This is a genomic window from Occallatibacter sp., assembly GCF_036502485.1.
Lineage (GTDB): Bacteria > Acidobacteriota > Terriglobia > Terriglobales > Acidobacteriaceae > Telmatobacter.
Genome location: NZ_DASXYM010000143.1, coordinates 1 through 24,693 on the forward strand (window position 1 = coordinate 1; position 24,693 = coordinate 24,693).

Below are 24,693 nucleotides of genomic sequence, written 5' to 3' on the forward strand. Positions count from 1 at the left end.
TCCACCTCGAACAGAAACTCCAGCGCCTCCAGATGGCGGCGCGCCTCGGCCACCGATCTGCCCCAGGTATAGAGCCCGTGCGCGCTCAGCAGAACCCCGTGCGCCAGCGGATTGTTCTCGAGAGCCTCGTCCAGCTCCAGCGCCAGCGTCTGATAGTCCTGCGAGTTGGCGATCACCGGAACCCGCTCGCAATGGCGGTGCGTCTCCACCCCGGCGAGCCCCTTCAGCAGTTCGTACCCGGTGATATCCACCTTGCCCGCGTCGACAAACCGCGTCGAGAGCAGCGTATTCCACACCGTGTGCACATGCGCAATGGCATGAGCCTCTGGGCGCTTCTGGTACACCAGCACGTGCAGGCCTGACTCCGCTGAAGGCCGGCCCCGGCCTCCGATCACGCGCCCATCCGAGTTGAGCTGCAGCAGGTCCATGGGCATCATCCGCCCCTTGTCCTGCCCGCTGCGCGAGATGGAAATCCGCCCGCTGGCGATATCGCGCACGCTGAAGTTGCCACTGGTCGCCGGCACCCATCCGCGTGCCGCTGCCCACTGCGCCAGCTCACACAGCTCTTCCACATCCGAGATACGCGAATCAGAAAACATGTTTTCACCGAGTGTACCAATGGTTTCGCCCGCACTCTACAATCATCTCTTGCTCACACCGGAACAACGCGCTCGCATCGACGTCGTTCTCGTCTCGCCGCGCAATCCGCTCAACATCGGCGCCGTCGCGCGGGCCATGGCCAACTTCGGCTTCGAGCATCTCACCGTTGTCTCCGCCTACGATCCCCACTGGCGCGAAGCCCGGTCCGCCGTCGGCGCGCCGGAACTGCTGCAGCACGCCCGCGAAACCCAGGCTATAGCCGATGCCCTTGCGCCCTGCACCTTTGTCGCCGGGACCGGCACCCTCACCCATCGCAATCCCGAGCAGACCGTCCTCTCCCTGCCCCACCTGGCGCCCCGCATGGCCCTCGAACTGGCCCGCGGAGGCCGCGCCGCACTCGTCCTCGGTCCTGAAAAACACGGGCTTACCCGCGACGATCTCTCTTACTGCCACGTTCTGGTCGAAATCCCCACCGACCCGCGCCAACCCTCCATGAACCTGGGCCAGGCGGCCGCGGTCTGCCTTTACGAGCTCGCCGCACGACCCCCTCAATCCACAAGCATCCCTGAACCAGCCAACGCTCCTCAAAGCACCACCCTGACCGCCGATTCCGCCCAACTCGACCGCCTCGCCGCCCTGATTGACCAGACCATGGCCGCAGCCGAATACTCGCCTGAAACCATGCGTCAGGCCAACCACCACGACCTCCGCCTGCTCCTCCGCCGCCTCGCGCCCAACGCCCACGACACCCGCCGCATACTGGGCCTCTTCCGTCGCATACTCTGGCGGCTATCGCACCAGCCCACCGCGGAAAAAACATCCCCACACCGTTAATTTCTCACCCTGGCTCTATGACTTGCCGGGGTTCCCTGATACATTGAACCCCGGAAATCTCTCATGCCCCCATTCCGCTTCCATTTGGCAAACTCTCTGGGTTTCGCACTCGCCTGCGCGGCATTGCTGGCCGACCCAACCGTGTCTGCACAGCAGCCGGCTTCCCCGCCGTCCGCGCCCCCGGCAGCTCCACAGCAGCCCGCATCAGTGCCGTCCCAGGTTCAGCCATCCGGGCCAGACAAGCCGGTTCCCAAGGCGTTGACCACCCCGTCTCCCTCGGCGCCCGTCACTCCTCTCGTGCTCAGTTCCGCGGAACAGTCCACCAACGCGCCCTCCGTCAGCGAACAGAACGTCCGCCAGCAGCTTCAGGGCAAGACGTTCTACCTCCGCAGCGGCCTTCTCGACAACGAGCTGCACTTCGATGAACAAGGCCATCTCCGCGACACTTCACCCAAAGCCTCTCACACGCTGAGCCTCGTCGAAATTCAGCGCGTGCGCCTCCAAAAGCACCGCCTTGAGATCCAGGCCGTGCGTTACGGGCTCCATTTCCTGGGTGCATCGCCCACAGAAGATCAGAGCGCCGCCGTTGACCGTGTGCAACTCACCGCCAAGAAGAAACCTCTGCTCATCACCATCGACCGCGAAGACGTGATCAAACCCAGGAAGGAGAAAGAGAAGCACGAGAAGTTGCGCGGCCCGCAGCCGGCAGCCGGCTCTCACCAGCCCCCCGCCACCGCCGCACAAGCTCCGCCTGCAACAAGCGACATCGACGACAGCCGGGGCCACGTCGAAACCACCTCGCCGGCCCACGCCAACCGCGCACTCGCCCACGCGCTCGATGCCATCTTCGCCGCCTCCATTGACGAACGCATGATCGCCACCCTTCCCGATTACTGGAAGTTCTATTACAAATCCGTTGGCGAGCATCGTGACTGGAAGCCCTCCGATGCCGGCATCCTGCGGCAGAGCGACGTGGATCAGAAGGCGAGGCTCGTCACCGTAGTCGATCCTCCCTCGAACGAGTTTGCGCAGAACAATGGCGTCGCAGGGGTGGCCATGTATCACGTCGTCCTGGGCGCCGACGGCAAGCCGCAGCAGATCGCCATCGGCCGTCCCATCGGCTTCGGCCTCGATGAGAATGCCGTCAAAGCCATCCACGACGCGAAATTCCAGCCCGCCATAAAAGGCGGTCAGCCCGTATCGGTCTTGCTCGATCTGACAGTGCAGTTCCGGATCTACTCCAAGCGTACTGCGGAGGCTTCCAGCCGCCAGGCCGCGGCTCCCGAGGCCCCCGCCCCCACGCTACCCGGACCCTACACCGCCAACGCGCCCGCGCCCCAGCCGGATTCCACCCCGCCGCCCCCAGCCACCCCACCCCCAACGCAGCAGCCAGATCAACCAGCCCCCGCGCCACCATCCCAGCCGCAGTAGAGTCCTACAAGGGCTGCCACAACTCCACCCGGTTGCCCTCGGGATCCCAAATCCACGCGAACCGCCCGTACGACTCATCCTGGCGCTTCGGATCAATCCGCACACCCGCCGCCTCCAGTTGCGCCATCAGCCCATCCATATCGTCCACCCGGAAATTCACCATGAACTGCTGCGGCCCGTCGCCAAAGTACTTTGACGTTTCCGGAAAATGCGAGAACACCGTCATTCCCATCGATTCCGGTCCGTCAAACATCAGCGAACCATCATCCGACTTCGTAATCCCAAGATGTTCCGCATACCACTGCGCCAGTTGTTTCGGATCGCGCGCCTTCAGAAAAATCCCGCCCACTCCCACTACTTTCGCCATGCTCTCCGCCTCTCTTACTATTCCTGCTCCAGCCCCTGCTCCAGACTGGTCTTGTGCTTGGCCTGCCGCCCGGTGCGCGGCTTCTCGTCAATTGCCCGTACCGGCTTGGGCTGGCCCACGCGTTCCCGCGCGTTCGCCTTCACCGCCTTCACCGCCGAAAACTTCTCCCGCTTCTTCTTCGCCACCTCTTGCCCCTTTGTCCCTCTGCCCTTCGGTCCCTTTTTTCCCTCGGAACCTTTCTCCCTGCTTCCCCGTCTCTTGCCTTTACCATCCGCAAGGTCGAGTATGAATGAGAACACAACGCGCGGGAAGTCCCTGCGCCAGTTCACCGGAGAGTACGGGAACATGGAAGAACGTGATTTCTTTACTGAAACAACTGAGCAGCGCACCCACGTCCTCACCTGCCCCAAGTGCGGCCAGAGCGGCGAGTACAAAGTCACCTGGATCGTTCGCCGCAAACGGGCCCAGCTGCCCCGCCACGCCGACGAGCGCGACCGCGCCAAGTTCGCCAAGGCCCAGTCTTATATGGTGCGCCGCGACGACAAACTCGGCTGCGTGAACGTCCGCTGCCGCAAGCCTTTTGACATCAGCAGCCTGCAATCCCTGGCGTTCCTGCAGGATTGAACCGCGTCCCCATGCGCGGGGACTCTGGCGCAGCCTGCCCCGCATGTGATTGAATCGGAACTGTAAGCGGCTGCCCCTTTCCGCGGATCCACCCCCGTCCAGCGGAACCCGGCCCAGAGGTCAACTCGGACGTCCAGGCGGCGCTCAAGGAGAAAGAAATCATGCCGAATCCTCTGCTTCCCCCGGAAGAGCGGAACCTGAATCCCGACCAGGTGGAGGCCCTCGACAAGCGCCGCGAGCTAGGACACACTTTCCTCGTTATCGCCGGCCAGTTCGCCGTCATTGCCACCGTCCTGCTGCTCTGGGTAGGTCAGGATCTGAGCTACTCACCCGGCTGGAAGCACCCCATGGCCTACTACTTCGCCCTCGCCTGCGCGCTCATCAGCGGCTTCGGCATCAGCGGCCTCGTGCTCCGCCGCGGTACCCCCCGCCTCGACTAGTCCCAATCCGGCGCTCCCGGATGCCCCAATCTTCCTCTTTGCCAATCCAACCGGTCCTCCCGTCCTTTCAGACAGGTAGCCGGTTGGACTCCCTTTTTACCCGGCCTGAACCCTGAGATCCCCCTGGGCTCCACGCCGACCTGACTTTGCACCCCGAATAGGTATAGCCTAGGAACTGTCCATGGGTACCTTCGCTCCTTCCCCAACGGAAACCGACGCGACTCGGCTCACTGACAGCCACGGGCGCGTCATTCACGACCTCCGCGTCTCCATCACGGACCGCTGTAACTACAAGTGCGTCTACTGCCGCACCGGCGAGCATGGCGCCCAATTTGCTGAACTGAAGATCGAGGAGTACCTCCGCCTCATCTCCCTCTTTGTCTCCCTCGGCATCACCAAGGTGCGCCTCACCGGCGGCGAACCCCTCCTGCGCCGCGGACTCATCGAACTGGTTCAGCAGCTTGCCAGGATGCGGACCAGCTACGGCGATCCCCTCAGCCTCGCGCTCACCACCAACGGCCATCTCCTCGATGGGCTCGCCCAGCCCCTCAAAGATGCCGGCCTGCACCGCGTCACCGTCAGCATGGATGCAGTCGAAGAGCCCACGTTCGAGCGCATCACCCGCGTCCCCGGCAGCTTTCAGGCCGTCCTGCGCGGCGTCCGCGCCGCCCAGGCCGCCGGTCTCACTCCCGTCAAAATCAACTGCGTCCTGCTGCGCGGCTTCAACGACGACCAGGTCGAAGGCTTCGCCGAGTTTGCCCGCCGCGAAAACGTCATCGTCCGTTTCATTGAGTTCATGCCGCTTGAGGAAGACCGCCTCTGGTCACCCCAGATCGTCGTGTCCCTGCGCGAGATCGTCGACCGCATCAACCGCGTTATCCCCCTCGTGGAGCTCCCGCCCAACGATCCCGGCGAAACCGCCCGCCGCTACACTTTTGCCGACGGCCGAGGCGAAATCGGCATCATCGCGCCCGTCACCCAGGCCTTCTGCGGAGCCTGCAGCCGCGTCCGCCTCACCTCTGACGGCAAAATCCGCACCTGCCTCTTCTCCCAGGCCGAGCACGATCTCTACGGCCGCCTGCGTGCCGGCGAAGGCGATGCCGCACTGCGCGAGTACATCACCCGCACCGTCGATGGCAAAGAAGCCCGCCATCACATCGGCGAGCCCGGATTTCTCAAGCCTTCCCGCTCCATGGTGCACATCGGCGGCTAACCTGACCCCGCCCTCGTTCCCTCTTTCCCTTTTTCCCTCGTTCCCTTTTTCGCTCTCTCCGCGTCTTTGCCGTATCCTGCAACAAAGGCTTGCACGCAAACATCTGACGTGTGGCAGAATCGTTTTACCTTTCCCTGATCTGGCGATTCAATGGCACAAGACACAGAAACCCGCATCCCTCTCGACGACCTTCTGGTCTTCCACCGCCTCGCGCGGTCTCTCACCTCCAGCTTCGATCTCGATACCATTCTGCGCACCATCCTCGATCACATGGAGCGCCTCATCGACGCGGAGCTGTGGGCCCTGCTTATGGTCGACGAGCGTAGACAGGAGCTCTACTACGCCATCGCCGCCGGAGGCGAAGAAACCGCCCTCCGCGATCTGCGCGTGAAGATTGGTGAAGGCGTCGCGGGGTGGGTCGCCCAGCAAGGCGAAACCCTGATTGTTCCGGAAAGCGTGAACGATCCGCGCCTGGAGTCGTCCCCACCCTCCCAGGTGCGCAAAGTGCGTTCCGTCGTTGCCCTGCCCCTGCGCGGCCGCACCGCCACCCTCGGCGTCATCGAGATCCTCAATCCTCGCGCCGGCCAGCTCAACGACTACACCATCGCCTTCCTGCATATCCTGGCCGATCACGCCGCCATCGCCATCGAGAATGCCAACGACGTCGCCCGCATCCAGCAACTCACCATCGCCGACGACACTACCGGCCTCTTCAATGTCCGGCACCTCTATTACATGCTTGGCCGGGAACTCGAGCGCAGCTCCCGCCTGCGTCTCCCCCTCAGCCTCGCCTTCATCGATCTCGACCGCTTCAAGAACGTGAACGACGAGCACGGCCACCTCATCGGCAGCGAACTGCTGGCCAAGGCCGCCGACCGCCTCCAGCAGCTCAGCCGTCCCAACGATCTCTGCTTCCGCTATGGAGGCGACGAGTTCGTCATCCTCATGCCGGATACCGATGCAGCCGACGCCCTCACCCAGGCGCGGACCCTGCTCAGCCGTCTCATGGCCACCAGGTTCGAGATGAAGACCGGCCTCCGCCTGCAGGTCAGTGCCAGCATCGGCCTCTCCACCGCCCCCCAGGACGGCTCCACCATCCACACTGTCATCGGCGTCGCCGATACTCGCATGTATGCCGTGAAAACCAGCGGCCGCGGCCAGGTGCGCGGCGCCTAGCAACATGCCTTTCGCTCTCCCCCCACAACCTTGTCATCCTCGGGCGCAGCGAAGGATTCGCTTTCGCTTCTGCCGGGTTCCAAAATCCTAGCCGGGTGCCGGGTGTCCCCGGTCCTTCGCATTGGGGGAGGGGGGTCGGTCCGATATCGCGGGCGCTGATCGACCCCCGATCGCAGTCCGCTCATTACAGATGAGAAATGTTTAGCTAATATGAGTAGTCCGCCGCGGCAGCCAACTGAAAGCAGCGTTGCTGCATCCCCCGGACGGGGACCGCTATGGGAACTTCAAAAGTTGTCCGCACGCTCACGTATCTTGTGTGCACCCTCGGGTTGTCCGGTTCCGTCTCTTACGCGTCATCTGTCCTGGTGACCGTGGTGACGAACGGCGCTGGGTCGGGAACCGTGACCAGCAGCCCGGTAGGCGTCAACTGTCCGCAGACCTGCTCGGCCGGCTTTTCGAGCGGCGGCGCAATCACGTTTACCGCGGTGGCATCCCCTGGCTCCACTTTTGCCGGTTGGTCAGGTCCCTGCTCCGGAACAGGAACCTGCAACATCACTCCCACTGCGAACACGACCGTTACGGCAAGGTTCAACGGTACGGGGATATCGGCCATCACTCACATCGTTTTCATGGCCCAGGAGAACCGCTCGCTCGACAACTACTTCGGCGCCATGCGTGGATACTGGGCGAGCAACGGCTACCGCGATCAATCCTTCGACGGACTGCCGCAGTTCAACCCCGCCTCCGGCGCGTCTCCGCTGAAGGGGCCGGCTCCCGCTCTCCCCGGCTGCGCTCCCAACGCCCCTCCCCCCAGCAGGTGCACATGGGATACCACTCACCCGGTCACTTCATTCCACTTCAATACTGTGTGCAATGAAAACACCAGCCCGTCGTGGAATGAAGCGCACGTAGACTGGAACTTCAACGACCAGATAGGCCTTTATCCTCCTGCAAAGAACAACGGCTTCGTGCATGCCGCCGCCAACGATGCGCGCTTCAATTCGCCCACGCCCTTCTATGACGTGAACGGGGTTCGGGCGATGGGCTACTGGGACGGCTCAAATCTGAACTACTACTACTACATGGCGTCTAAGTTCGCCACGTCCGATCGGTGGTTCCATCCCGTGCTGTCACGCACCAATCCCAATCGCGAGTATCTGCTCGCGGCCACCTCGCACGGATACGCCTACCCGAACGGCAGCAACGCCAACGATTCTGCCCTGCTTAATGTGCCTACGATCTTCCAGAGGCTGCAGAGCGCCGGAATCTCCTGGAAGATCTATGTGAATCCGCAGGGCACCTCGTGCACTGGGCCGCCCTACAGCCCGTCCTGCCTCGTGAACTACAGTTATGTTCATAACTTCACGTTTTACAAGACGATCCTCAGCAGCTATCCGAATAACATCGCGCCGATTTCCCAGTACTTCACCGACCTGAACAATGGCACGCTGCCAAGCGTTGCCCTGATAGAGCCCGCGTCCAACGCCGGCCTGGACGAGCACGGCTCCGATACCGACAAGTCCGGCACCAACGTGCAACGGGGAGCCAGGTATGTTTCCAGCCTCATCAATGCGCTGATGACGAGTACCTCCTGGAAGCACTCGGCCTTCATCCTTACCTATGATGAATCCGGCGGAATGTACGATCACGTTCCGCCGATGAAAACGGTCAGCCCCGACGGCATCAAGCCTGTCGATCTGTTTTCGGGCGACGTATGCACCAAGGCGACCGGTCCTACCTGCGACTTCATCTACACCGGATATCGCGTGCCTCTCATCGTCGTCTCGCCGTACACGAAGAAGAACTACGTGTCCCACACGGCTGCCGACTATACCGCCATCCTCAAATTCATCGAGACCCGCTTCAACCTCCCGGCTCTCACCAAGCGCGACGCCGCCCAGATGGATATGACGGAGTTTTTCAATTTCGCCGCTCCGCCATGGCTGACGCCGCCCACCCCGCCCGTGCAGAACACCGGCAATTCATGCTACCTGGACCATCTGCCGTAAACGCTTGACGAGGCTGCCTCGCCAAATTTTGGCAAAGCACAGGTTGTCCGAGAATGCGGAGGTGCGAACCCATGTGCCTCCTGCGGTACACTTGCTGGCGCCATCGAATCTCCCATGCAACAACCCGAGGGCCCTCCTCCTTCTTCCCCTCCCGCCCCGCGCAGAACCCGGCACTCGCTGCTCATGCTGGTGGCGCTCGCGGTGCTGGCCTTCGGATTACCCTTCGCCATCGATGCAGTCTTTGCACCATGGGCGTTCTTTATGGGCGGCCATTTCCACCTCAATCCAAAATGGACCGGGTGGGGACGCATGCATTCCAACACATCGGGCGATTACGTAATCTACATCACAATCTCGCCATCGCTCGGCCGCGGCCACTCCTTCACCGATATCACCGGCAAAGGCGCTCTCTGCACGCAGCGCGGCGACAACTACCGTCTCAGCATGGCCGGCAGTTTCGAAGAAGGCTCGGGCGCCAATCTGCAGGGCAGAACGGCGACAATTTACCCCCACAATTACGACCCCGGACACACGGGACACAACGACCCGTCACTGGAGTTCCGTGGCAGGTGGAATGACCCTGACCTGGTGCTTGACGACGGAGGCTCTATCAACCAGGCATTCGATGCTGGCGGTGCAGTCGCTAAAAAGAATCAAGGGCACTCCCCCATAAAGGAAAGCGTGTCGCTCACTTTGCATGAAGGCAGCCGCACGGACTTTGACGCCGCCTGCGCGGCATTGAAAAGAAAGTGAGCCTGGCCCGTCGCCCGTGCCGGCTTGACACACATGACCGATAGATCTCGTCCGAGCCAATATCGAAAAGCCGGTTAGAAGTTTACGAGCTACATCGCCCCGCGAGCACCGGACGTTCCCGAACAGCCCGCTCGAAATCGCCCATCCCCCAGGCACCCGCGCCCGTGACCGCCGTCACCGACCCGCCCCACACATCCGCGCTACAGTCAACACGAAGCTCCCGGAACCGTTCCGGGAGCTTCGCCGTTGCGGGGCAGGTGGCATACCCCCCCCCCCCCGCGGGCGCACCAGAACTGGTGCAAATGCGGTTCTACCCTCCAGCTCGACCGGGCTCGACCGGGCTAGATGGGCTAGATGGGCTAGATAGGCTCGATGGGCGGGCTAGACGGGCTCGATGATCGCGGTACATACCCCTCCCCCCCCCCGGGGGGAGACGGAACGGAGCATAGCGGATGGGCGCAGTCCTAAAATCGACGAACCCGGGCGGACAGCCTTTCCATGCTGCGTCAGGAATGTGCCCCGTCCGGACCTCTCCGGGGTACCCCCCCCGGCCCAGCACCAAACCTGGTGCAAAAACAGCCGGACCAACCTTTCCGCACCCGGTGACACCCCCCACCCCCTACCCTCATGCACCAGAATTGGTGCAAGCGCCACCTTTGCACCATTCTTACTGAGTCACCGGCAGGGGTACCCCCCCACCCCGGCACGAGGAGAACGCACCAAAGCTGGTGCAAATTCCCTACTCCCTGTTCCCTGTCTTCCCGTCCCTGCTCTTCTCCGCCAGCCTCTCCAGCTGGTTCCGCCAGTCCAGCGACTCCACAAACGGCTTCGACTCCCGCCAGCCCGGCTCGACGATCACATGCAGCTCCAGATAGACCCGCGTGCCCAGCAGCGACTCGATCTGCTTCCGCGCCCCCGTCCCAATCTCCTTGAGCTTTGATCCGCCTTTGCCGATCAGAATCGCCTTCTGCCCCTCGCGTTCGCAGTAGATCGCCGCCGCAATCCTCGTCAGCGGCAGCCTCTGCGGACCCTTCTTTTTGGGCTGCGCGGGCTCCTCTTCAGGCTCCTCGAACCGCTCAATCACAACCGCCGCCGCGTAGGGAACCTCTTCGCCGGTGTCCACCAGAATCCGCTCCCGGATCAGCTCCGCGACCATGAACCGGGTCGGCTGATCGGTGTACTGATCCTGGGGGAAGTAGCGCTCCCCCTCCGGCAGCTTCTCCACGATCCTGGCTACCAGCCGGTCCAACCCGTCCTTCTTGCGCGCGCTCACCGGGATCACCTCGGCAAAGCTGTACTGCTTGATGAGTCCATCGATCATCGGCAGCAACCGGTCCTTCGGCACCAGGTCGATCTTGGTCAGCACCAGAAACACCGGGCAATCCAGCTTCCGCACCAGGCCGAACAGGAACTCATCCTCGCTCGCCCACGACGGCCGCCTGTCCCTCTTCTCGGCCCCTCGCGATTGAACAGAAACGCTCGCCTCTCCATCCAACTTGTCATCCTGAGCAGAGCCAAGGACCTGCCGTTCTTCCCCTTCTGCCGGTTTTTCCCCTTGTCCCTGCTCTTCTGTTCCCTCTTCCCTGTTGCCTGACGCCTGCTCCAACCTCACCCGCCGCGACGCATCCACCAGCACCAACACCACGTCCCGCGTCTCCAGAGCCTCGTAAACCTCCTGCAGCATGCGGCGGTCGAGCTGCGAGGCAGGCTTGTGCACGCCCGGCGTATCCACAAACACGATCTGCGCGGCCGGATGGGCATCGACCCGCTTTCCTTTGCGCGCCGCGACCTCCACCACGCCCAGAATCCGGTTGCGTGTGGTCTGCGGCTTGGCCGTGACAATGGCCACCTTCTCGCCCGTGAGCGCGTTCAGCAGCGTACTCTTCCCGGCGTTCGGCCGGCCCAGGATGGCAACAAATCCACTTCGCAAGTGCTTCTCCGTTCTTCTCATCCCATTATCAGGGAATTCACAGGGGTGTGGGCGCTACCATGTCCCATGGCTGGCGACGCCATTCGCGAGGGCCGCACCGAGCGCCTCCTGCTGCGCCCGCTGACGGTCGAGGACGCGCCCGCGATTCAGCGCCTCTTTCCGCAATGGAAGGTCGTCAAATATCTCGCCGCCAAGATCCCCTGGCCCTATCCTCCCGACGGCGCCGAGCAGTTCATCCGCCATGCCGCCCTCCCGCAGATGGCGCGCGGCGAGGCGTGGCACTGGACCCTTCGGCTGCTCACCAATCCCGACCTGCTCATCGGCCTGATCACGCTAACTTTTGGGGATGACGAAAACCGCGGATTCTGGCTCGACCCTGCCCACCGCGGCAACGGCTACATGACCGAAGCATGCGCCTGGGCAAATGACTTCTGGTTCGACTTCCTGGGCCACGCCCGCCTGCGCGCCCCCAAGGCTGTGGCGAATCGAGCTTCCCGCCACATCTCCCAGCGCATGGGCATGCACATCGTCCGGCTGGAAGTCCGCGACTTTGTCAGCGGCCGTTTGCCCTCTGAAATCTGGGAGATAACCGCCAAAGAGTGGCAAGCCTGGAAGCTCCTTCACCCCTCCGGAGCCGCCCCTTCCCGGAAGGCCAGCGTCGCCTCGCGCAAGACCCCACCCCTGGCTGGCAAGCGCATCTCGCCAGCCCCCAAACCCCGCTGAGCGGCCGCTTCTCCCTTTTCGCTGCGTTTTCTTGGTCCGCCTTCCCGGCTCACATTTAGCATGAAAGAATGCGACCGTAGGCCCAGTGTCCTCCGGCGCAGGCTGGTGTTTTTCAGAACTTCAAAGTCCAGTCAGAAAGACCCCTAACCGGGGAGGAGTTTGCTTTGAGCGATCGTTTCTTGTTTACTTCGGAATCCGTCACTGAAGGACATCCCGACAAAATCGCCGATCAGGTCTCGGACGCCATTCTGGACGCCTGCCTCGAGCAGGATCCGTATAGCCGCGTGGCCGCCGAGACCCTCACCGCGACTGGCCTCGTCGTCATTGCCGGCGAAATCACCACAAAAGCCTACGTCGATTTCCAGTCGCTGGTACGCGGCGTAGTCCAGTCCATCGGCTATGACAACGCCACCTACGGCTTCGACTCGAACACCTGCGCTGTGATCTCCACCATCAACAAGCAGTCGGGCGACATTGCCCAGGGTGTGGACACGGGAGGCGCCGGCGACCAGGGAATGATGTTCGGCTATGCCTCCAATGAGACACCCGAGCTGATGCCGGCCGCCATCTCTCTGGCGCACAAGCTCACCCGCCGCCTCACGGAAGTACGTAAGTCCGGCAAGCTGCCTTACCTTCGGCCCGACGGCAAGAGCCAGGTCACCGTGGAGTACGACGAGAATCGCAAGCCCATCCGGGTGGACGCGGTCGTCATCTCCTCGCAGCACTCTGAAACCGTCACCAACGACGAACTGCACGCTGACATTCTCAAGCACGTCATCCAGGCCGTTATCCCCGGCAACCTGCTTGACGAGAACACCAAGTACCACATCAATCCCACCGGTCGCTTCGTCATCGGCGGGCCCATGGGCGACACCGGGCTTACCGGCCGCAAGATCATTGTGGATACCTACGGCGGCGCGGGCCGTCACGGCGGCGGCGCCTTCAGCGGCAAGGACCCGACAAAGGTTGACCGCTCGGCTGCCTATATGGCGCGCTACATCGCCAAGAACATTGTGGCTGCCGGCCTCGCCGACCGCTGCGAAGTGCAGCTCGCTTACGCGATCGGCGTAGCGGAGCCGGTGAGCGTGCTGATCGACACCTTCGGCACCGGGAAGCAGACGGCGAAGGAGCTCACCGCACTGGTCCGCCAGAACTTCCCGCTGACGCCCAAGGGCATCATCGAGCACCTCAAGCTGCGCCGCCCCATTTACCGCCAGACCGCGGCTTATGGGCACTTCGGCCGCACCGAAGCCGAGTTCACCTGGGAAGCGACCGACAGGGCCGCTGCTCTGGCGGAACAGGCCAAGGGCACGGCCACGGCTGCGAAGTAAATTCAGAGGAGTTCCAGCTTAGAAGGGACCGGGTTAACCGCCGGTCCCTTTCTTTTGTCGGCAGCAGTTTCCGGGTAGCTCAAGGTGGAAACACATCTACGTTCGGTCACCCATAACGACTTGGCGTTCCAGGCGTCTTACACCATACAATTTCGTTGCAGCCAACGGCTCTTTCTGAACGAGGAGACTCCGATGCGGATTTCTGTTCTTCTTGCCTGCGTTCTTACTGCTACTGCCATTGCTTCAGCACAGCACGATGCCCCGCACTGGGATTACGCCGGCAAGTATGGGCCGACGAACTGGGGCAAGCTCGACCCGGCCTTCCGCGCCTGCTCGAACGGCAAGGAGCAGTCTCCTATCGACATACGGGGCGCCCATCTGAACAAGGCCCTGCAGCCTATCGAGTTCCACTACCTGGCGGGCGGGGTCACCATTGAGAACAACGGGCACACGGTGATGGTCACGCCCCATCCCGGCAGCTACATCGTCGCCGGGGGCCTCCGTTACGACCTGCAGCAGTTCCATTTTCATCACCCGGCGGAGGAGGCGGTGAAGGGCAAGCTCGACGACATGGACGTGCACCTGGTGCACAAGAGTGCCGACGGCAAATTAGCGGTGGTCGGCGTCCGCTTTCGCGAGGACCCCAACACGCCCAACGCGGCCCTGGCCACTCTGTGGGCCCAGATGCCTACCCAAGTGGGCCAGAAGAACGATATCCCGCTGATCGACCCCGCCGGCCTGCTCCCCCGCGACCGCGGCTACTGGACCTTCGTGGGCTCGCTGACCACGCCTCCCTGCACCGAAGGGGTGCGCTGGTTCGTGATGGAGCAGGATCTGCCCATCAGCCGCGAGCAGCTTCGCTACTTCGGACAGATGTACAAGATTGATTCGCGACCCGTCCAGGACGCACACGGGCGGCGGATCGAAGCGAACGAATAGGCTCGGGACCTCAGTCCGCGCATACTGCTATTAGCAGATTGGTAAACTACGTTCAAAATGTGGCATAGAAGGTTTTCGCTGGATCTTTGCTGTTTATTCGGGTTCAGGGCGAAACTTGCCTCGCCCTAATTTACTCCTATAAGTCGTTTATATTGAGTCATTTACCGTTAAAATCGCCGATCGCTCCCGGCAGAAAAAATGGACTTACTTGGTAATTCAGTAGTAAACACCGGCAACGAATTCAAGGACTTCCGAGGGAGCTCTGCGTCGATTCGACACAACCGCCCCTCCGTCGATGCGGCAGCTCCATTCTGAAGGAGACGGCACATCGGGTCAGTGTTGGCGGTCACAGGTCCTGCCTCGACCTAAGAGCATTTTGACGCAGAGTACCCGACCATGGGGCGCGCCTACCGATTGAGCGCCTGAAACTGCAGCTCGATTCCATTCGATACGGCCGCCGGCGTCATTCCGGTCAGGTCCCGCACGATGTAATCGGCGCCCTGGAGATCTTCGGCGGGATGGGTGAACAGGGTGGCAATCACGGTACAGCCTGCCGCTTTGCCAGCGGCGACGCCGGACTCCGAATCCTCAAATACCACGCACTGGTCCGGCGCGACGCCCAGCAGCGCCGCGCCGGCCAGGAACGGCGATGGGTGCGGTTTGCCCTCGGCGACCGTTTCGCCGTGGACGAAATTGTCCGGCACCGGCAATCCTGCCGCTTTCAGGCGCACCCTGGTGAGGCGTTCGGTGGCGCTGGTCACGATGGTCCATCGGTCGTGGGGCAGCTTTTTCAGCAGGTTGGAGACGCCCGCGAGGACCAGGATGTCGTCGATGTCCTCGCACTCGTAGTCCTCCAGGATTTCGAGTTCCTTTTCGGCATCGAGGTCAGGGCTGATAAGGCGCAGGCTGTCGATGGCCCGCCGCCCGTGAATGACGCTGATAGCGTACTCGGGGTCAACACCGCGCAGGTTGCACCACTTGGTCCAACTGCGCTCGACTGAACCGATGGACGAGATCAGGATGCCGTCCATGTCGAACAGAACCGCCTGGCAGGCGACCGTAACGGGGGAGGAAGAGAGCGATAAACCCATAGCTCATTTTACCGGGGGGCGGGCCTCGCCTTGGCGGTTGTCTCGGGCTGCCGGCGTGGACCGAAGCTCAAGGTGGCTGGGGTTCCGAGGACGATGCGGCCCTGCACGGTGGAGGTTTTGCCGGCCTGGCGCAGGGTGGTTCCATCCAGGGATATCTCGCCGTTGGCCAGGGCGGCATCGCCGGACCAGTGATCGAATCGGGAGAGCGCCGTTGGAACGCCCGCGCCCGCAACCGCCCCGCGCTGCCAATCGAAATGCAGGTTGCCCCTGGCCGACTTGCCCAGGTCGGCATCGGTGAAACCGACCAGTTCGAATTTGCCGTTCCCCCTGACCGGTCCGCCGGAAGCCTTGACGGCGGCGAGTTGCCCTAGGGGCGCCGGGCTCACATCGGCAAAGGACGCGTCTACTTTGTAGTCGGGCTTGTCGCCGCTGAGGAGCGTGGCCGTTCCGTGCACGGTTCCCCCCATAAGGGCGGCATCGAAGGACGGAATGTCCGCGCCGGTGGGCAGCACTCTGACGGAGGCGGTCAGCCGAGTCAGAGAGAACGGCCCGAGCAGCAGGGTGTCGGCGGTTGTGGTGCCTTCCAATTGAGGCCACCCGGGCGGCGCGTTGGGCTTGATGCGATCCAGCAGGCTGGAGAGCAGCGTTCCCTTTTCGGGCGCGCCGAGCAGGGCAGTCTGGAGAGCCGCGGAGTCCAATTCTCCAAAGTGGAGGGTGAACTTCGCCGGGCATCCGCCGGGATCGACAGGCGAATCCGGGCAGGCATCGGGGATCTCAAGGGTGGCGTTTCCCTCGAGGGGCCCGTAGGAGAACTCCACCGGATCCCAGCGCAGCTTGCCGTTTTCCATGCGCAGCGTGGCAGCGGGGAGGAGGACGGGGCTGGCCAGGAATGAGGCCTTCCAGGTGGCATTTTTCAGGGCGACGGTGCCATTGGTCTGGATGGACCGCGCGGGGGGCACGGGCCCAAAGGTTGGTGAAAGCGCGAGCCGGGTGTCTGGAGGGGGGACCCAGGGGCCCTGGGCGGTGAAGTCCAGCATGGCCGGGTCGCCGGCCAATTCGGCGAGTGCCTGCTCGGCGTCAGAGCCGGTGACGTGGGCAAATTCGCGGAGCCGCGGCAAAGCGGCGACGCCGTGCACACCCAATTCGAAGCTTCTCAGCGCGATGCGTGCGGTGAGGGCGAGGGGCGTTGGCCCCCCTGCGGGGATGGACATCGAGGTGAAAAGGGCGGCCGGTTGCCCCGGCTGGTCGGGAGCCGGTTCAAGCGACATATTTGCCACCTGGATGGGCCGGCTCAATGCCTCGCCGGAGATGCGAAGGCCGGTCACGGTGAAGGCTCCGGAGACGGGGCTCGGTGGTTTGCGGGGCTGCGGCGCATGGCCCCGTCCGGCGACGCGCCTGGAAGGGACGGCGGGCTCAGCCTGGGCTGCTGCCTGTGCGGCAACAGGATCGTAGGTCATATGGCCGCTCACGGATCCGGCGGCCTGGAGACTTGGATCGATGCTGTTCCGCATGGTGCGCAGGAGGTCAAGGGCGGCCTGGGCGGGAATTCGGTCCAGTTCGACCGTCACCCTGGGCTTCTGGCCACCCCCCGGGACGCTCCCGGTGATGCGCGCGCGTCCGTCCCCCAGGGGGCTGTTGCAGACCAGGTCGTCGACACTGCGACGGCTGTATTGCAGGGTGAAGGCGCAGGTAGCGTCGAAGTCCATGGGGGCAGCGGGGGCAAACTCGGCGCGATGCACGCCGGCGGCTCGGAGGCGTGCCTGTACTTTGGCGGAGGCGGCGGTACCGTCCAGGTGCAATTCGCCGGTGAGGTCGCCGCGCCAGCCCTGATCAGAACTCAGCACCAGGCGGGAGAGCTGGCCGAGCTGCGCCTCGCGCCAGTCGAGGTCGATGTGCAGGGGCATCTGGTAGAGCTGCGGTCCGGGGCGCAGGGTGGCGTCCATGCGCACGATGCCGGTGTCAGCGAGGTCCAGGGTTACGTCTGTCCGAGCGGGCTGTGCCTTGAGGCGCACTCGCCAGTTGCCGTTGGACTCCTGCCAGAGGGAGGCATCCGCGTCGAGAAAGGAGAATGGCAGCTTTTCGATGCCGTCTTTGATGTTGATGCGGGCGTGGTTGGCTTCAAGGTAAGGCGGCTGCTGGCGGTTGGCGCCGTTTTTGCTTCCAGCGGCGGCATTGCGGAACAGGGAGTCGAAGTTCCACTCGCCATTGGGCATGTGCACAAGATTGAGGCTGGCATCATCCACGCTGATGCGGCTGATCTGCAGCTTGCCCTGCCACAGCGAGGAGAAGCGGATGGCGGCCTTGACCTCGCCGGCGTGCAGCACCGGTTCCACGCCGTAAGCGGGCTCTTCCTGGACGGTGAGGTCGGTCAGCAGAAAGCCGGGGCGCGGAAGAAGTCGCAGTTCGACATCCGAGAGGCGTACCGGGCGCCCCAGCGCCGCCGCCACGGATTGGGTGACGCGAGCCTTGTAGTGGTTCAGGCTGATGTAGGGAGGAATGAAGATAAGAGCGAGAAGGAGAAGCAGGGCGGCGAGCGCTAACCACAGTTTCGTCCGCCGCTTCCTCGGACCTTGCAGATCATCGGGCATCGTTTTAATCGTAATTGATCGATCAACCGGCTCATCAACAGCAAAGGGCAGAGACGCGGCGCGCCTTCTGCCCTTTCAGTGCCGGGAGTTCCCCGCTTCAGCGCACCATTTTCAGGGTGCGGCTCCAGCGTGTCTCGCTGAAAAAGTGAATGGCGACGTGGCCCATCCAGGCGACCTTGGCACCCAACCCGGGCTGCTCGTACTCGTTGCCGGGAGTTTCAAAGGACCAGTAATTGAACAGCGGGCGGCCGATGATATTCTCTCGCGGCACAAAGCCCCAGAAGCGCGAGTCGGCACTGTTATGGCGGTTGTCGCCCATCATGAAGTACTTGCCCTGGGGAACGACCAGGTCGCCATCGACGACGTGGTTGTGGAAGTCGACTTCCCAGGACTCCGGAATGAGATTGCCGGGCTGCGAGATGGGAGGCACGGCCGGGAACTCATCGAGAAACACCTGGTCGGGAGTGGGGGTCATCAGGCCGTTCGGCGGCAACGGCTGGGCCACTCCGTTGATGTAGACCACGCCGTCGTGGAGGTGGATATGATCACCGGGAAGTCCGATGCAGCGCTTCACCAGGTTGAGGTAATGGTACTCGCCGTTTTCCTCGTCCATGACCGGCTTGAAAAAGACGATGATGTCGCCGCGTTTGGGCTCGCGGTAGTGCACCAGCGGCATCCACCTGGCGGGCGGCGCGAGGGTGATGCGGTCCACCAGAAGATGGTCCCCGATCAGAAGCGTGTCCTGCATGGAGCCGGAGGGGATGACGTAATTCTGCCCAAGGAAGGTGAGGATGAAGAGGCCGACGACCAGCACCGAGCAGATACTGGCGATGGCTTCAAAGGGGGTCTCTTCGACGCGTTTCTGGGCGGGTTCGGTGGCGGGGGTCTCAGTGGCGGTTGTCGCCATATTGTTCTTGTTCATCCTCTGGCTCTTGTCAAAAAAACGCACCTGCGGTTTCCGAGGAATTTCGGGGTCTGTGGCCGCCCCGGATGCGATCTCCCGCCGCCCCTCGAAATTGGTGGCCGGAGACGGAGTCGAAGCGTCGGACTGTCCCTTATAAGGGGACGGCTACCTGCCAACCAGCAGCTATTCGGCCGTGTTGTGTGTCGGATATTCGCACTTTGCTCACTCCTGGTTGTCCTTCCCCTCTATACGTACTTCAATCGCAGCAGGTTCTGTGATTCCTGATGCGTGACGTTGTCAATGCACGACATGGAAGATACGCTTCCAGCGCGCGAGCCCCGCGAGACGGGCGGAAAGTTCGCTGTCGTGTCCGAGTCTATCATCCGCTGCCTGTTGCACATCGGTGGCGGACGGGCGCTTGAGCGAGAAGTAAATCACCAGCGGACGGGCGATGATGGCCTGGCGGGGAACCAGTCCCCAAAAGCGCGAATCTTCGCTGTGATTGCGGTTGTCGCCGAGCATGAAGTACATGCCGTCGGGAACGACGAGCTCGCCATTGCGGGTGAGTGTCTGCAGTTCGCGCCACCAGTCGGGATTGATGTTGGGATCGGTATAGACGCGGGCGGGGAAGTTGTCTCCAAAGGTCCGGAGGGCACCCGGCTCGAAGGCGGCATAGGGCTCGTCGAGGGGGAGGCCATTGACTTCGACTCTGCCGTTCTCAATCCGGATGCGGTCGCCGGGGAGGCCAACGACGCGCTTGATGAGAAGCGGCGGGCTGGGATGGTGGAAGACGACGATGTCGCCGCGCTGTACGTCGCGATAGGGCAGGATGAAGCGTTCCAGGCTGCGGGGCTGGCCGGCAGGCGCAAAGATCTGCTTGTTCACCAGGAGGAAGTCGCCGACCAGCAGGGTGCGCTCCATGCTCTCGCTGGGGATGAGGAATGGCTGCAGGATGAAGGTCAGCAGGAACAGGGCTACGACCACAGTGCGCAGCAGCGAAGCCATGGCTTCAGGGACAGTGGGCAGATGCATCCGGGCGGGATGGTGCGATGACGGCTCGGAGGGCCGGGCTGAATTCGGGACTGCATTCAGGCTCGGATTCTGATCCGGAAGAGCGCCGGGCTCTTTCGGCAGGCCGGTCACCGGGGCGAAACTGCTCATTCTGCTGCTGACTCCTCTACGATCTTCGCGGTCTCGGCGGCTCCCGGCTTTGGCTTGCTCAATCGCGCCAGCGCGCGGCGCGCTGCATCCTGCTCGGCGAGTTTCTTGGTGCTGCCCAGCCCGCGAGCCAAGGGCCTGGTGCCCCATCGCGCGAGAACCGGACTGGATGTAGATGCCGGTTTGGCTTGCTCGCCTTCCGGTTTCAAGCGCACTTCCACCAGGAACTTCTTGCGATGGTCGGGACCGCTCTCGCTCTTAACTTTGTACACCGGCGCGCCAAGATGTGCTCCCTGTAAATACTCCTGGAGGGCCGATTTGTAATTGCCCAGCGCTTCGCCGGACCGCAGTTCCCGGGCCAATTGCTCGGCCGCTTCACCGGTGACGCGGCGCCGGATGAAGGCCCGCACGGGCTCCAGCCCGCCGTCCAGAAACATTGCGCCCAGAACGGCTTCCATGGTGTTGGACAGTACAGTGCTCTTGCGGCGCAGGCCGCTGCGGTCTTCTCCTTTGCTGAGGCGCAGGTGATTGCCAAGCTGCAGCGCCGCGGCAACTTGCGCCATGTGCTGGCGGCTCACCAGTTGGGCGCGGACCCGGGTCAGTTCGCCCTCGCGCCAATCCGGGTATCTCAGAAACATGGCTTCGCCCACGGTGAGTCCCAGAACGGCGTCGCCAAGGAACTCGAGCCGCTCGTTGTCGCGTGGCGCGTCGCCGGCCGCCTGGGTCTGCTCATTCGCCAAAGAACGGTGGGTCAAGGCACGCACGAGCAGATCCGGGTTAGTGAAGCTGTACCCGATAGCCGATTCCAGTTCGCCCAGATTTTCTTGCACGCGCGCCCCGGTGAGTGGTCTTAGCCCTATTTTGCGGCATACGCGGCGCCCTGCGGCGCGCGGTCTGCATTTCTGTTGCGGGTAATGAGAAGATGGACCCGAATTCGGTGACCCCGGCCAAACCGGGCTTCCCGGTATTCGGTTAGACGCGTTCCGGAGCCGCCGGGGTTCTGACAAGCGCCGGAACACACCAAACTTCTCACTGCGGTGTCGTGGCAGGTTGCGGCGGCGCTGCCCCCGGTTTGGAGGCAGGCGCGTCCTCTCCATCGGCGTCGGCGTCCTCGTCGGAACAACTATGACCCTTGACCGAGTAAGCTGCCTTGACCCCGCGTTCGGCGGCCACGCGGGTGTCCTGCTGCCCATCCCGGTTTTCGAGAGCCAGCTTGTACTCCGCTACGGCTTGTTCGCGTTTGCAGGACAGGTCGAGCATACGGCCCAGGTAGATGTGTGACCAGGCGATCAGGCGCGGCTCTTTGGTGGTCGCCAGCGTGGTCTGAAACCGGTTGAGGGCTTCACCGGGATGGCCGGTCATCGCGGCGGCGCGCGCGAGGACAAAGTTGGCCCGGGCAGCGTCTGCGACGCTTTGGAGGCTGCTGGACCGCTCGGCGAGATACTGCCGGGCGAGGGCGCTGGCTCCGATTACGTCGCCGGCCTGCAGCCTGGCTTCGGCCAGGTCCAGGCCCTCGAGCTTTTTCGGCTTGGGCCGGGAGAGCACGTCGGCATCCGCTTGTTGGTCAAACTCGGTCTGACGGGCGCGGTGAACCTGCTGCTCCACGTCCATGGAATAGACCATCTCTCCAATGGTGTCGCGGAGGCTGGCGGGATCGTGCTCGAACTGCGTCAGTTGTTCGTAGAAGTATTGGGTCAGCACGAAGCCCTGCTTCATGTCATGCTGCACTGCGGCCAGGCGCACCGTCTCCTGCTTCTGCTGGACGCCCTGACGCTCGCGCTCGTATTTAGGCAACTGGCTGCGATCGACGCCCGCGGGCATCTTGTAGTCGGGAATGCCGGTATCCATGGTGCGGGCTTCGATGGCCTTGATCAGGCACTCCACGGTAAGCGGCACGGTGTCGGAGCGGAAGCGGAACTCGAGCGGGGCCTCGCGGATTTCCTTCAGAATGGGCTGGGTGCGGTCAATGGCGTTAGCGCGCGAATAGAGCAGCGGTTCGATCAAATAGTGCAGGTAGACGTGCCGCACATCGTTCAGGCGAATCTTGCCGTTCTCCGGCGAAAGTACGACGACATAATCCGTACCGTAGATGCGGGCATTGACGGTATGCGGGTTCAGCATCGGCTCGACCACGACGACAAACCGGCGGCCGGTGTAGGTTTCTACGGGCTGCTTCAGATAAAGGCTGGTGCTCACGATCATCCTGGAGAGCGGATCGTGATACTGGTCGAGTTGCTCGTCGTAGGTTCTGTGCATCGCCAGCCATATCGCATTCAGATCGGTTGTCTGGACGAAGGCGCGCAGGAACGGGAGGATCTCGACCACGGAAACAGCATCAGGCGGCATTTCGGTCAGCTCGACGGAGGTCTCAAGCTCCGGCGGCGGCGTGAGATAGAGGGCGAGCGAGACGTACTGCGAAATGTCGCGCACGGTTCCGGTGAGGCGGTGCTGAGCAATGTAGAGGCACATCTTATCGCGAGCGTTGCGGGCGTCTTCACTCTTGCTGAAGGTCTGGTCAAGCTCTTCGCGAACGCGTGCACGGCTGGGGGAGCTCTCCTCGAGCCCCTCGTCATAACCGCAGGCGTTCAAGGCAGCAGCCATGAAGAAGAGAGGCTCGGAGTTCACCATGGACACGGTTGGTCCTGCTGGGTCCACCAGGGAGGGAGCCTTCTCCCGCTGCAAGGGGTTGGGGGACGAGCCGGCGGAGGACGAGGAGGACTGTTGCGAACTCGACTGCCCCGGGGCGGGAAGCACGCAAAGGGCCGCGCACAGGAGCGCGGCGGAAAGACGAAATGGAAGCGACATGAAATGAACCCTGCCTGAATGGTAGTTAGACTACCGGGCAGGGTCAAACGTCAGGAACCCGAGTCCCGACCAGATCTCCGCTGTTCAGCCCCGGACTGAAACCCCGGAGAAGGACAGAACAGCGACTCCCCGAACGGGCTGGCCCCAGAACTTGGCAGGCGCAAAGACGGACTGCAGGAGCAGATTTTCAACCTCGGACCGGGTGGAGGCGTCACTGGGACCGGAGATAATGTTGAAATCGTAGACCTGGCCGGACTCGTTGACATAAGCTTCAACCACCACCGGGCCGGGCAGAGAAGCCATGTCGTTGTCGCCGGTTCCGGCAACTGAATAGATCAGGCGAGGAGCGGTGGCGGCGCCGAGCGGCTCATCCCCCGCCTGCGCCATCTGGGGTTTAGCTACAATTCCCACCATAAGAGCTACGGTTCCGATGAGCAACACAGCCGAGGCAAACCCGGCGGCGGCCTGCCAGACGAAGGGGCCTACGGTGTTCTGCCATGTCAGGCGCCAGGCCTGAAGCGAGCTTTTGCTGCGCCGGGCGCGCTCCTGGCTCACGGCCACGCGAATACGCAGCGCCAGATCGGGAGGCTCGGGCACGGGGCCCAGCACAGCCAGGGCCGTCTGCGTCCGCCGCAAATTGTTCCACTCCACCGCGCATCCCACACAGGAATCGATGTGGGCGGCGACGGATTGCATCTGCAACCCAGTGAGCCGACCGTCGAGATATTCAGAGAACTTAGATTGGAAATCACTGCAGCCGTTCATCTTGCCTCCTCTCCAAGGGGCAAACCGGGCATTGTGCGCGCAGGTGCATGTTCTTCCTGTTGAGCGGTCAGGATCGCTTTGAGGCAGGCGCGTCCGCGCACCAGCCGCGATTTGACAGTTCCCAGGTTGACGCCCTGCATTTCAGCTACTTCTTCATACACAAAGCCCTCGATATCGCGCAGGATCAGGGTGGTTCGGAATGGTTCAGGCACCTTGGCCAGCGCGGCTTCTACTCGAGCCCGGGTCTCGGCGTGCACAGCAGCATCAAACGGCGATTCGGCCGGATCAACCAACATTTCCTTCAGGCGAATGGGACATGAAGCGTCGCCCTCATGGATCTCCTGTTCGATAGGAACTTCCTGCTGGCAGTGGCGCATCCACCAGCGCCGCTGGTTGGAAGCTTCGCGAAGGGCAATGCGGTAGATCCATGTGCGCAAGGACGACTCGCCATGGAAACTGCGCACTCCGCGGAAGACTTTCACGAAGACTTCCTGCGCGAGGTCGGCAGCGTCAGCCCGATTCTGCACGGTTCGAGCGAGAAGCGAATAGATCGGCTGATGGTAGCGCGCGATCAGCCAGGAGAAGGCTTCTTCCGACCCGGCACGCAATTCATCGAGGAGGGCTGCCTCCTCCGATTGAAGCGTCAGCGCGCTGGCGATATTTCCCATGGTGAGATCCGCCTGCAATCCAGTGTCCTCCCACCTTATCGCACTTCATACAGGTTTGGCATCCCGCGGCGCAGGTGCCGTTCTGCATGGTCTGGTGCCATTCGCCCGGGCATCCCGCAACTGCTCTCTCGGGATTCCACTGCTTCTTGAGCTACAGAAGCTGCCATGAAAACTCCCTGGAGCCTCCATGAACCGGCGGGGCCAGACCTCTGCTGGTTTGCCTGATGTGTCCAGCCCCTACTCTCTTAGACACCGGAGGGGGGCCAAAGTGTTCCCGGCGACGATCGAGCCTTTGATTCCCGTCTCTGAAGGTGCGGCCTGCGCGACGATTGCCCATGAATGGA

The 24,693-nt window shown here is 62.8% G+C and carries 23 protein-coding genes, 1 tRNA gene and 1 pseudogene; 12 read left to right on the forward strand and 13 right to left on the reverse strand.

Annotated features, from left to right (window positions below):
- Positions 1-599: methylthioribulose 1-phosphate dehydratase (gene mtnB / locus VGL22_RS18135; protein WP_465268361.1), on the reverse strand; the 599-nt coding region annotated here is incomplete at its 3' end.
- 19 nt (positions 600-618) lie between these two features.
- On the opposite strand from mtnB, the gene VGL22_RS18140 reads away from it, so the two are divergent.
- Both VGL22_RS18140 and VGL22_RS18145 read left to right on the forward strand, forming a co-directional pair.
- Entirely contained in the window at positions 619-1,434 is an 816-nt protein-coding gene (locus tag VGL22_RS18140) for an RNA methyltransferase (protein ID WP_465268362.1), read from the forward strand.
- Positions 1,435-1,497: 63 nt separating this feature from the next.
- The gene (locus VGL22_RS18145; RefSeq protein ID WP_465268363.1) at positions 1,498-2,865 is read left to right on the forward strand and encodes an energy transducer TonB; all 1,368 of its coding nucleotides are present in this window, start codon (positions 1,498-1,500) and stop codon (positions 2,863-2,865) included.
- 4 nt (positions 2,866-2,869) lie between these two features.
- On the opposite strand, the gene VGL22_RS18150 is transcribed toward VGL22_RS18145, so the two are convergent.
- Both VGL22_RS18150 and VGL22_RS18155 read right to left on the reverse strand, forming a co-directional pair.
- Positions 2,870-3,232: a VOC family protein gene (locus VGL22_RS18150; RefSeq protein ID WP_465268364.1), complete on the reverse strand. Its 363-nt coding sequence runs from the start codon at positions 3,230-3,232 to the stop codon at positions 2,870-2,872.
- A gap of 17 nt (positions 3,233-3,249) precedes the next feature.
- Complete coding sequence (locus VGL22_RS18155) at positions 3,250-3,417, reverse strand: hypothetical protein (protein ID WP_465268365.1); 168 nt, start codon at positions 3,415-3,417, stop codon at positions 3,250-3,252.
- Positions 3,418-3,517: 100 nt separating this feature from the next.
- Here VGL22_RS18155 and VGL22_RS18160 point away from each other — a divergent pair, with 100 nt between their 5' ends.
- The 7 genes and pseudogenes from VGL22_RS18160 (at position 3,518) to VGL22_RS18190 (ending at position 9,447) form a co-directional block, all read left to right on the forward strand.
- Positions 3,518-3,856 carry a hypothetical protein gene (locus tag VGL22_RS18160; RefSeq protein ID WP_465268366.1) on the forward strand — a complete coding sequence of 113 codons (339 nt, stop codon included), beginning with the start codon at positions 3,518-3,520 and terminating at the stop codon, positions 3,854-3,856.
- A 161-nt stretch (positions 3,857-4,017) separates the two neighbouring features.
- Positions 4,018-4,296, forward strand: a complete 279-nt coding sequence (locus VGL22_RS18165; RefSeq protein ID WP_465268367.1) for a hypothetical protein — start codon at positions 4,018-4,020, stop codon at positions 4,294-4,296.
- Positions 4,297-4,477: 181 nt separating this feature from the next.
- Positions 4,478-5,509 carry a GTP 3',8-cyclase MoaA gene (gene moaA / locus VGL22_RS18170; RefSeq protein WP_465268368.1) on the forward strand — a complete coding sequence of 344 codons (1,032 nt, stop codon included), beginning with the start codon at positions 4,478-4,480 and terminating at the stop codon, positions 5,507-5,509.
- 150 nt (positions 5,510-5,659) lie between these two features.
- Complete coding sequence (locus VGL22_RS18175) at positions 5,660-6,685, forward strand: GGDEF domain-containing protein (protein WP_465268369.1); 1,026 nt, start codon at positions 5,660-5,662, stop codon at positions 6,683-6,685.
- A 275-nt stretch (positions 6,686-6,960) separates the two neighbouring features.
- A pseudogene (locus VGL22_RS18180) lies at positions 6,961-7,218 on the forward strand (hypothetical protein); the annotation flags it as partial.
- 96 nt (positions 7,219-7,314) lie between these two features.
- On the forward strand, positions 7,315-8,694 hold the full coding sequence (locus VGL22_RS18185; RefSeq protein WP_465268383.1) for a phospholipase C: 1,380 nt from the start codon (positions 7,315-7,317) through the stop codon (positions 8,692-8,694).
- Between the two features lie 114 nt (positions 8,695-8,808).
- Positions 8,809-9,447, forward strand: coding sequence for a hypothetical protein (locus VGL22_RS18190; protein ID WP_465268370.1), 639 nt, complete (start codon positions 8,809-8,811; stop codon positions 9,445-9,447).
- Between the two features lie 739 nt (positions 9,448-10,186).
- Here the strand turns inward: VGL22_RS18190 and era are convergent.
- Positions 10,187-11,398, reverse strand: coding sequence for a GTPase Era (era, locus tag VGL22_RS18195; protein WP_465268371.1), 1,212 nt, complete (start codon positions 11,396-11,398; stop codon positions 10,187-10,189).
- A 45-nt stretch (positions 11,399-11,443) separates the two neighbouring features.
- Here era and VGL22_RS18200 point away from each other — a divergent pair, with 45 nt between their 5' ends.
- The 3 genes from VGL22_RS18200 to VGL22_RS18210 all read left to right on the forward strand — a co-directional run bounded on the left by VGL22_RS18200 (position 11,444) and on the right by VGL22_RS18210 (position 14,370).
- A complete protein-coding gene (locus tag VGL22_RS18200; protein WP_465268372.1) occupies positions 11,444-12,100 on the forward strand; it encodes a GNAT family N-acetyltransferase in 657 nt (218 codons plus the stop codon).
- Between the two features lie 164 nt (positions 12,101-12,264).
- Entirely contained in the window at positions 12,265-13,431 is a 1,167-nt protein-coding gene (gene metK, locus VGL22_RS18205; protein WP_465268373.1) for a methionine adenosyltransferase, read from the forward strand.
- Positions 13,432-13,623: 192 nt separating this feature from the next.
- The gene (locus tag VGL22_RS18210) at positions 13,624-14,370 is read left to right on the forward strand and encodes a carbonic anhydrase (RefSeq protein WP_465268374.1); all 747 of its coding nucleotides are present in this window, start codon (positions 13,624-13,626) and stop codon (positions 14,368-14,370) included.
- Between the two features lie 407 nt (positions 14,371-14,777).
- Here VGL22_RS18210 and VGL22_RS18215 read toward each other — a convergent pair whose 3' ends face one another.
- From VGL22_RS18215 to VGL22_RS18255, 9 genes are all read right to left on the reverse strand, one after another.
- A complete protein-coding gene (locus VGL22_RS18215) occupies positions 14,778-15,461 on the reverse strand; it encodes an HAD-IA family hydrolase (protein ID WP_465268375.1) in 684 nt (227 codons plus the stop codon).
- Positions 15,462-15,469: 8 nt separating this feature from the next.
- On the reverse strand, positions 15,470-18,049 hold the full coding sequence (locus tag VGL22_RS18220; protein WP_465268376.1) for an AsmA family protein: 2,580 nt from the start codon (positions 18,047-18,049) through the stop codon (positions 15,470-15,472).
- 97 nt (positions 18,050-18,146) lie between these two features.
- Entirely contained in the window at positions 18,147-18,971 is an 825-nt protein-coding gene (lepB, locus tag VGL22_RS18225; protein WP_465268377.1) for a signal peptidase I, read from the reverse strand.
- 95 nt (positions 18,972-19,066) lie between these two features.
- A tRNA-Ile gene (locus VGL22_RS18230) sits at positions 19,067-19,146 on the reverse strand.
- A 104-nt stretch (positions 19,147-19,250) separates the two neighbouring features.
- The gene (lepB, locus tag VGL22_RS18235; protein WP_465268378.1) at positions 19,251-20,114 is read right to left on the reverse strand and encodes a signal peptidase I; all 864 of its coding nucleotides are present in this window, start codon (positions 20,112-20,114) and stop codon (positions 19,251-19,253) included.
- Positions 20,111-20,941 (reverse strand): ribonuclease III, encoded by an 831-nt coding sequence (rnc, locus tag VGL22_RS18240; protein WP_465268379.1) that lies wholly within the window; start codon positions 20,939-20,941, stop codon positions 20,111-20,113. The genes lepB (VGL22_RS18235) and rnc overlap by 4 nt, the downstream gene beginning before the upstream one ends.
- A gap of 199 nt (positions 20,942-21,140) precedes the next feature.
- Positions 21,141-22,916, reverse strand: coding sequence for a hypothetical protein (locus tag VGL22_RS18245; RefSeq protein WP_465268380.1), 1,776 nt, complete (start codon positions 22,914-22,916; stop codon positions 21,141-21,143).
- An 84-nt stretch (positions 22,917-23,000) separates the two neighbouring features.
- On the reverse strand, positions 23,001-23,681 hold the full coding sequence (locus VGL22_RS18250) for a zf-HC2 domain-containing protein (RefSeq protein WP_465268381.1): 681 nt from the start codon (positions 23,679-23,681) through the stop codon (positions 23,001-23,003).
- Complete coding sequence (locus tag VGL22_RS18255) at positions 23,678-24,367, reverse strand: RNA polymerase sigma factor (protein ID WP_465268382.1); 690 nt, start codon at positions 24,365-24,367, stop codon at positions 23,678-23,680. Before VGL22_RS18255 ends, VGL22_RS18250 begins: the two co-directional genes overlap by 4 nt.
- Between the last annotated feature and the right edge of the window lie 326 nt (positions 24,368-24,693).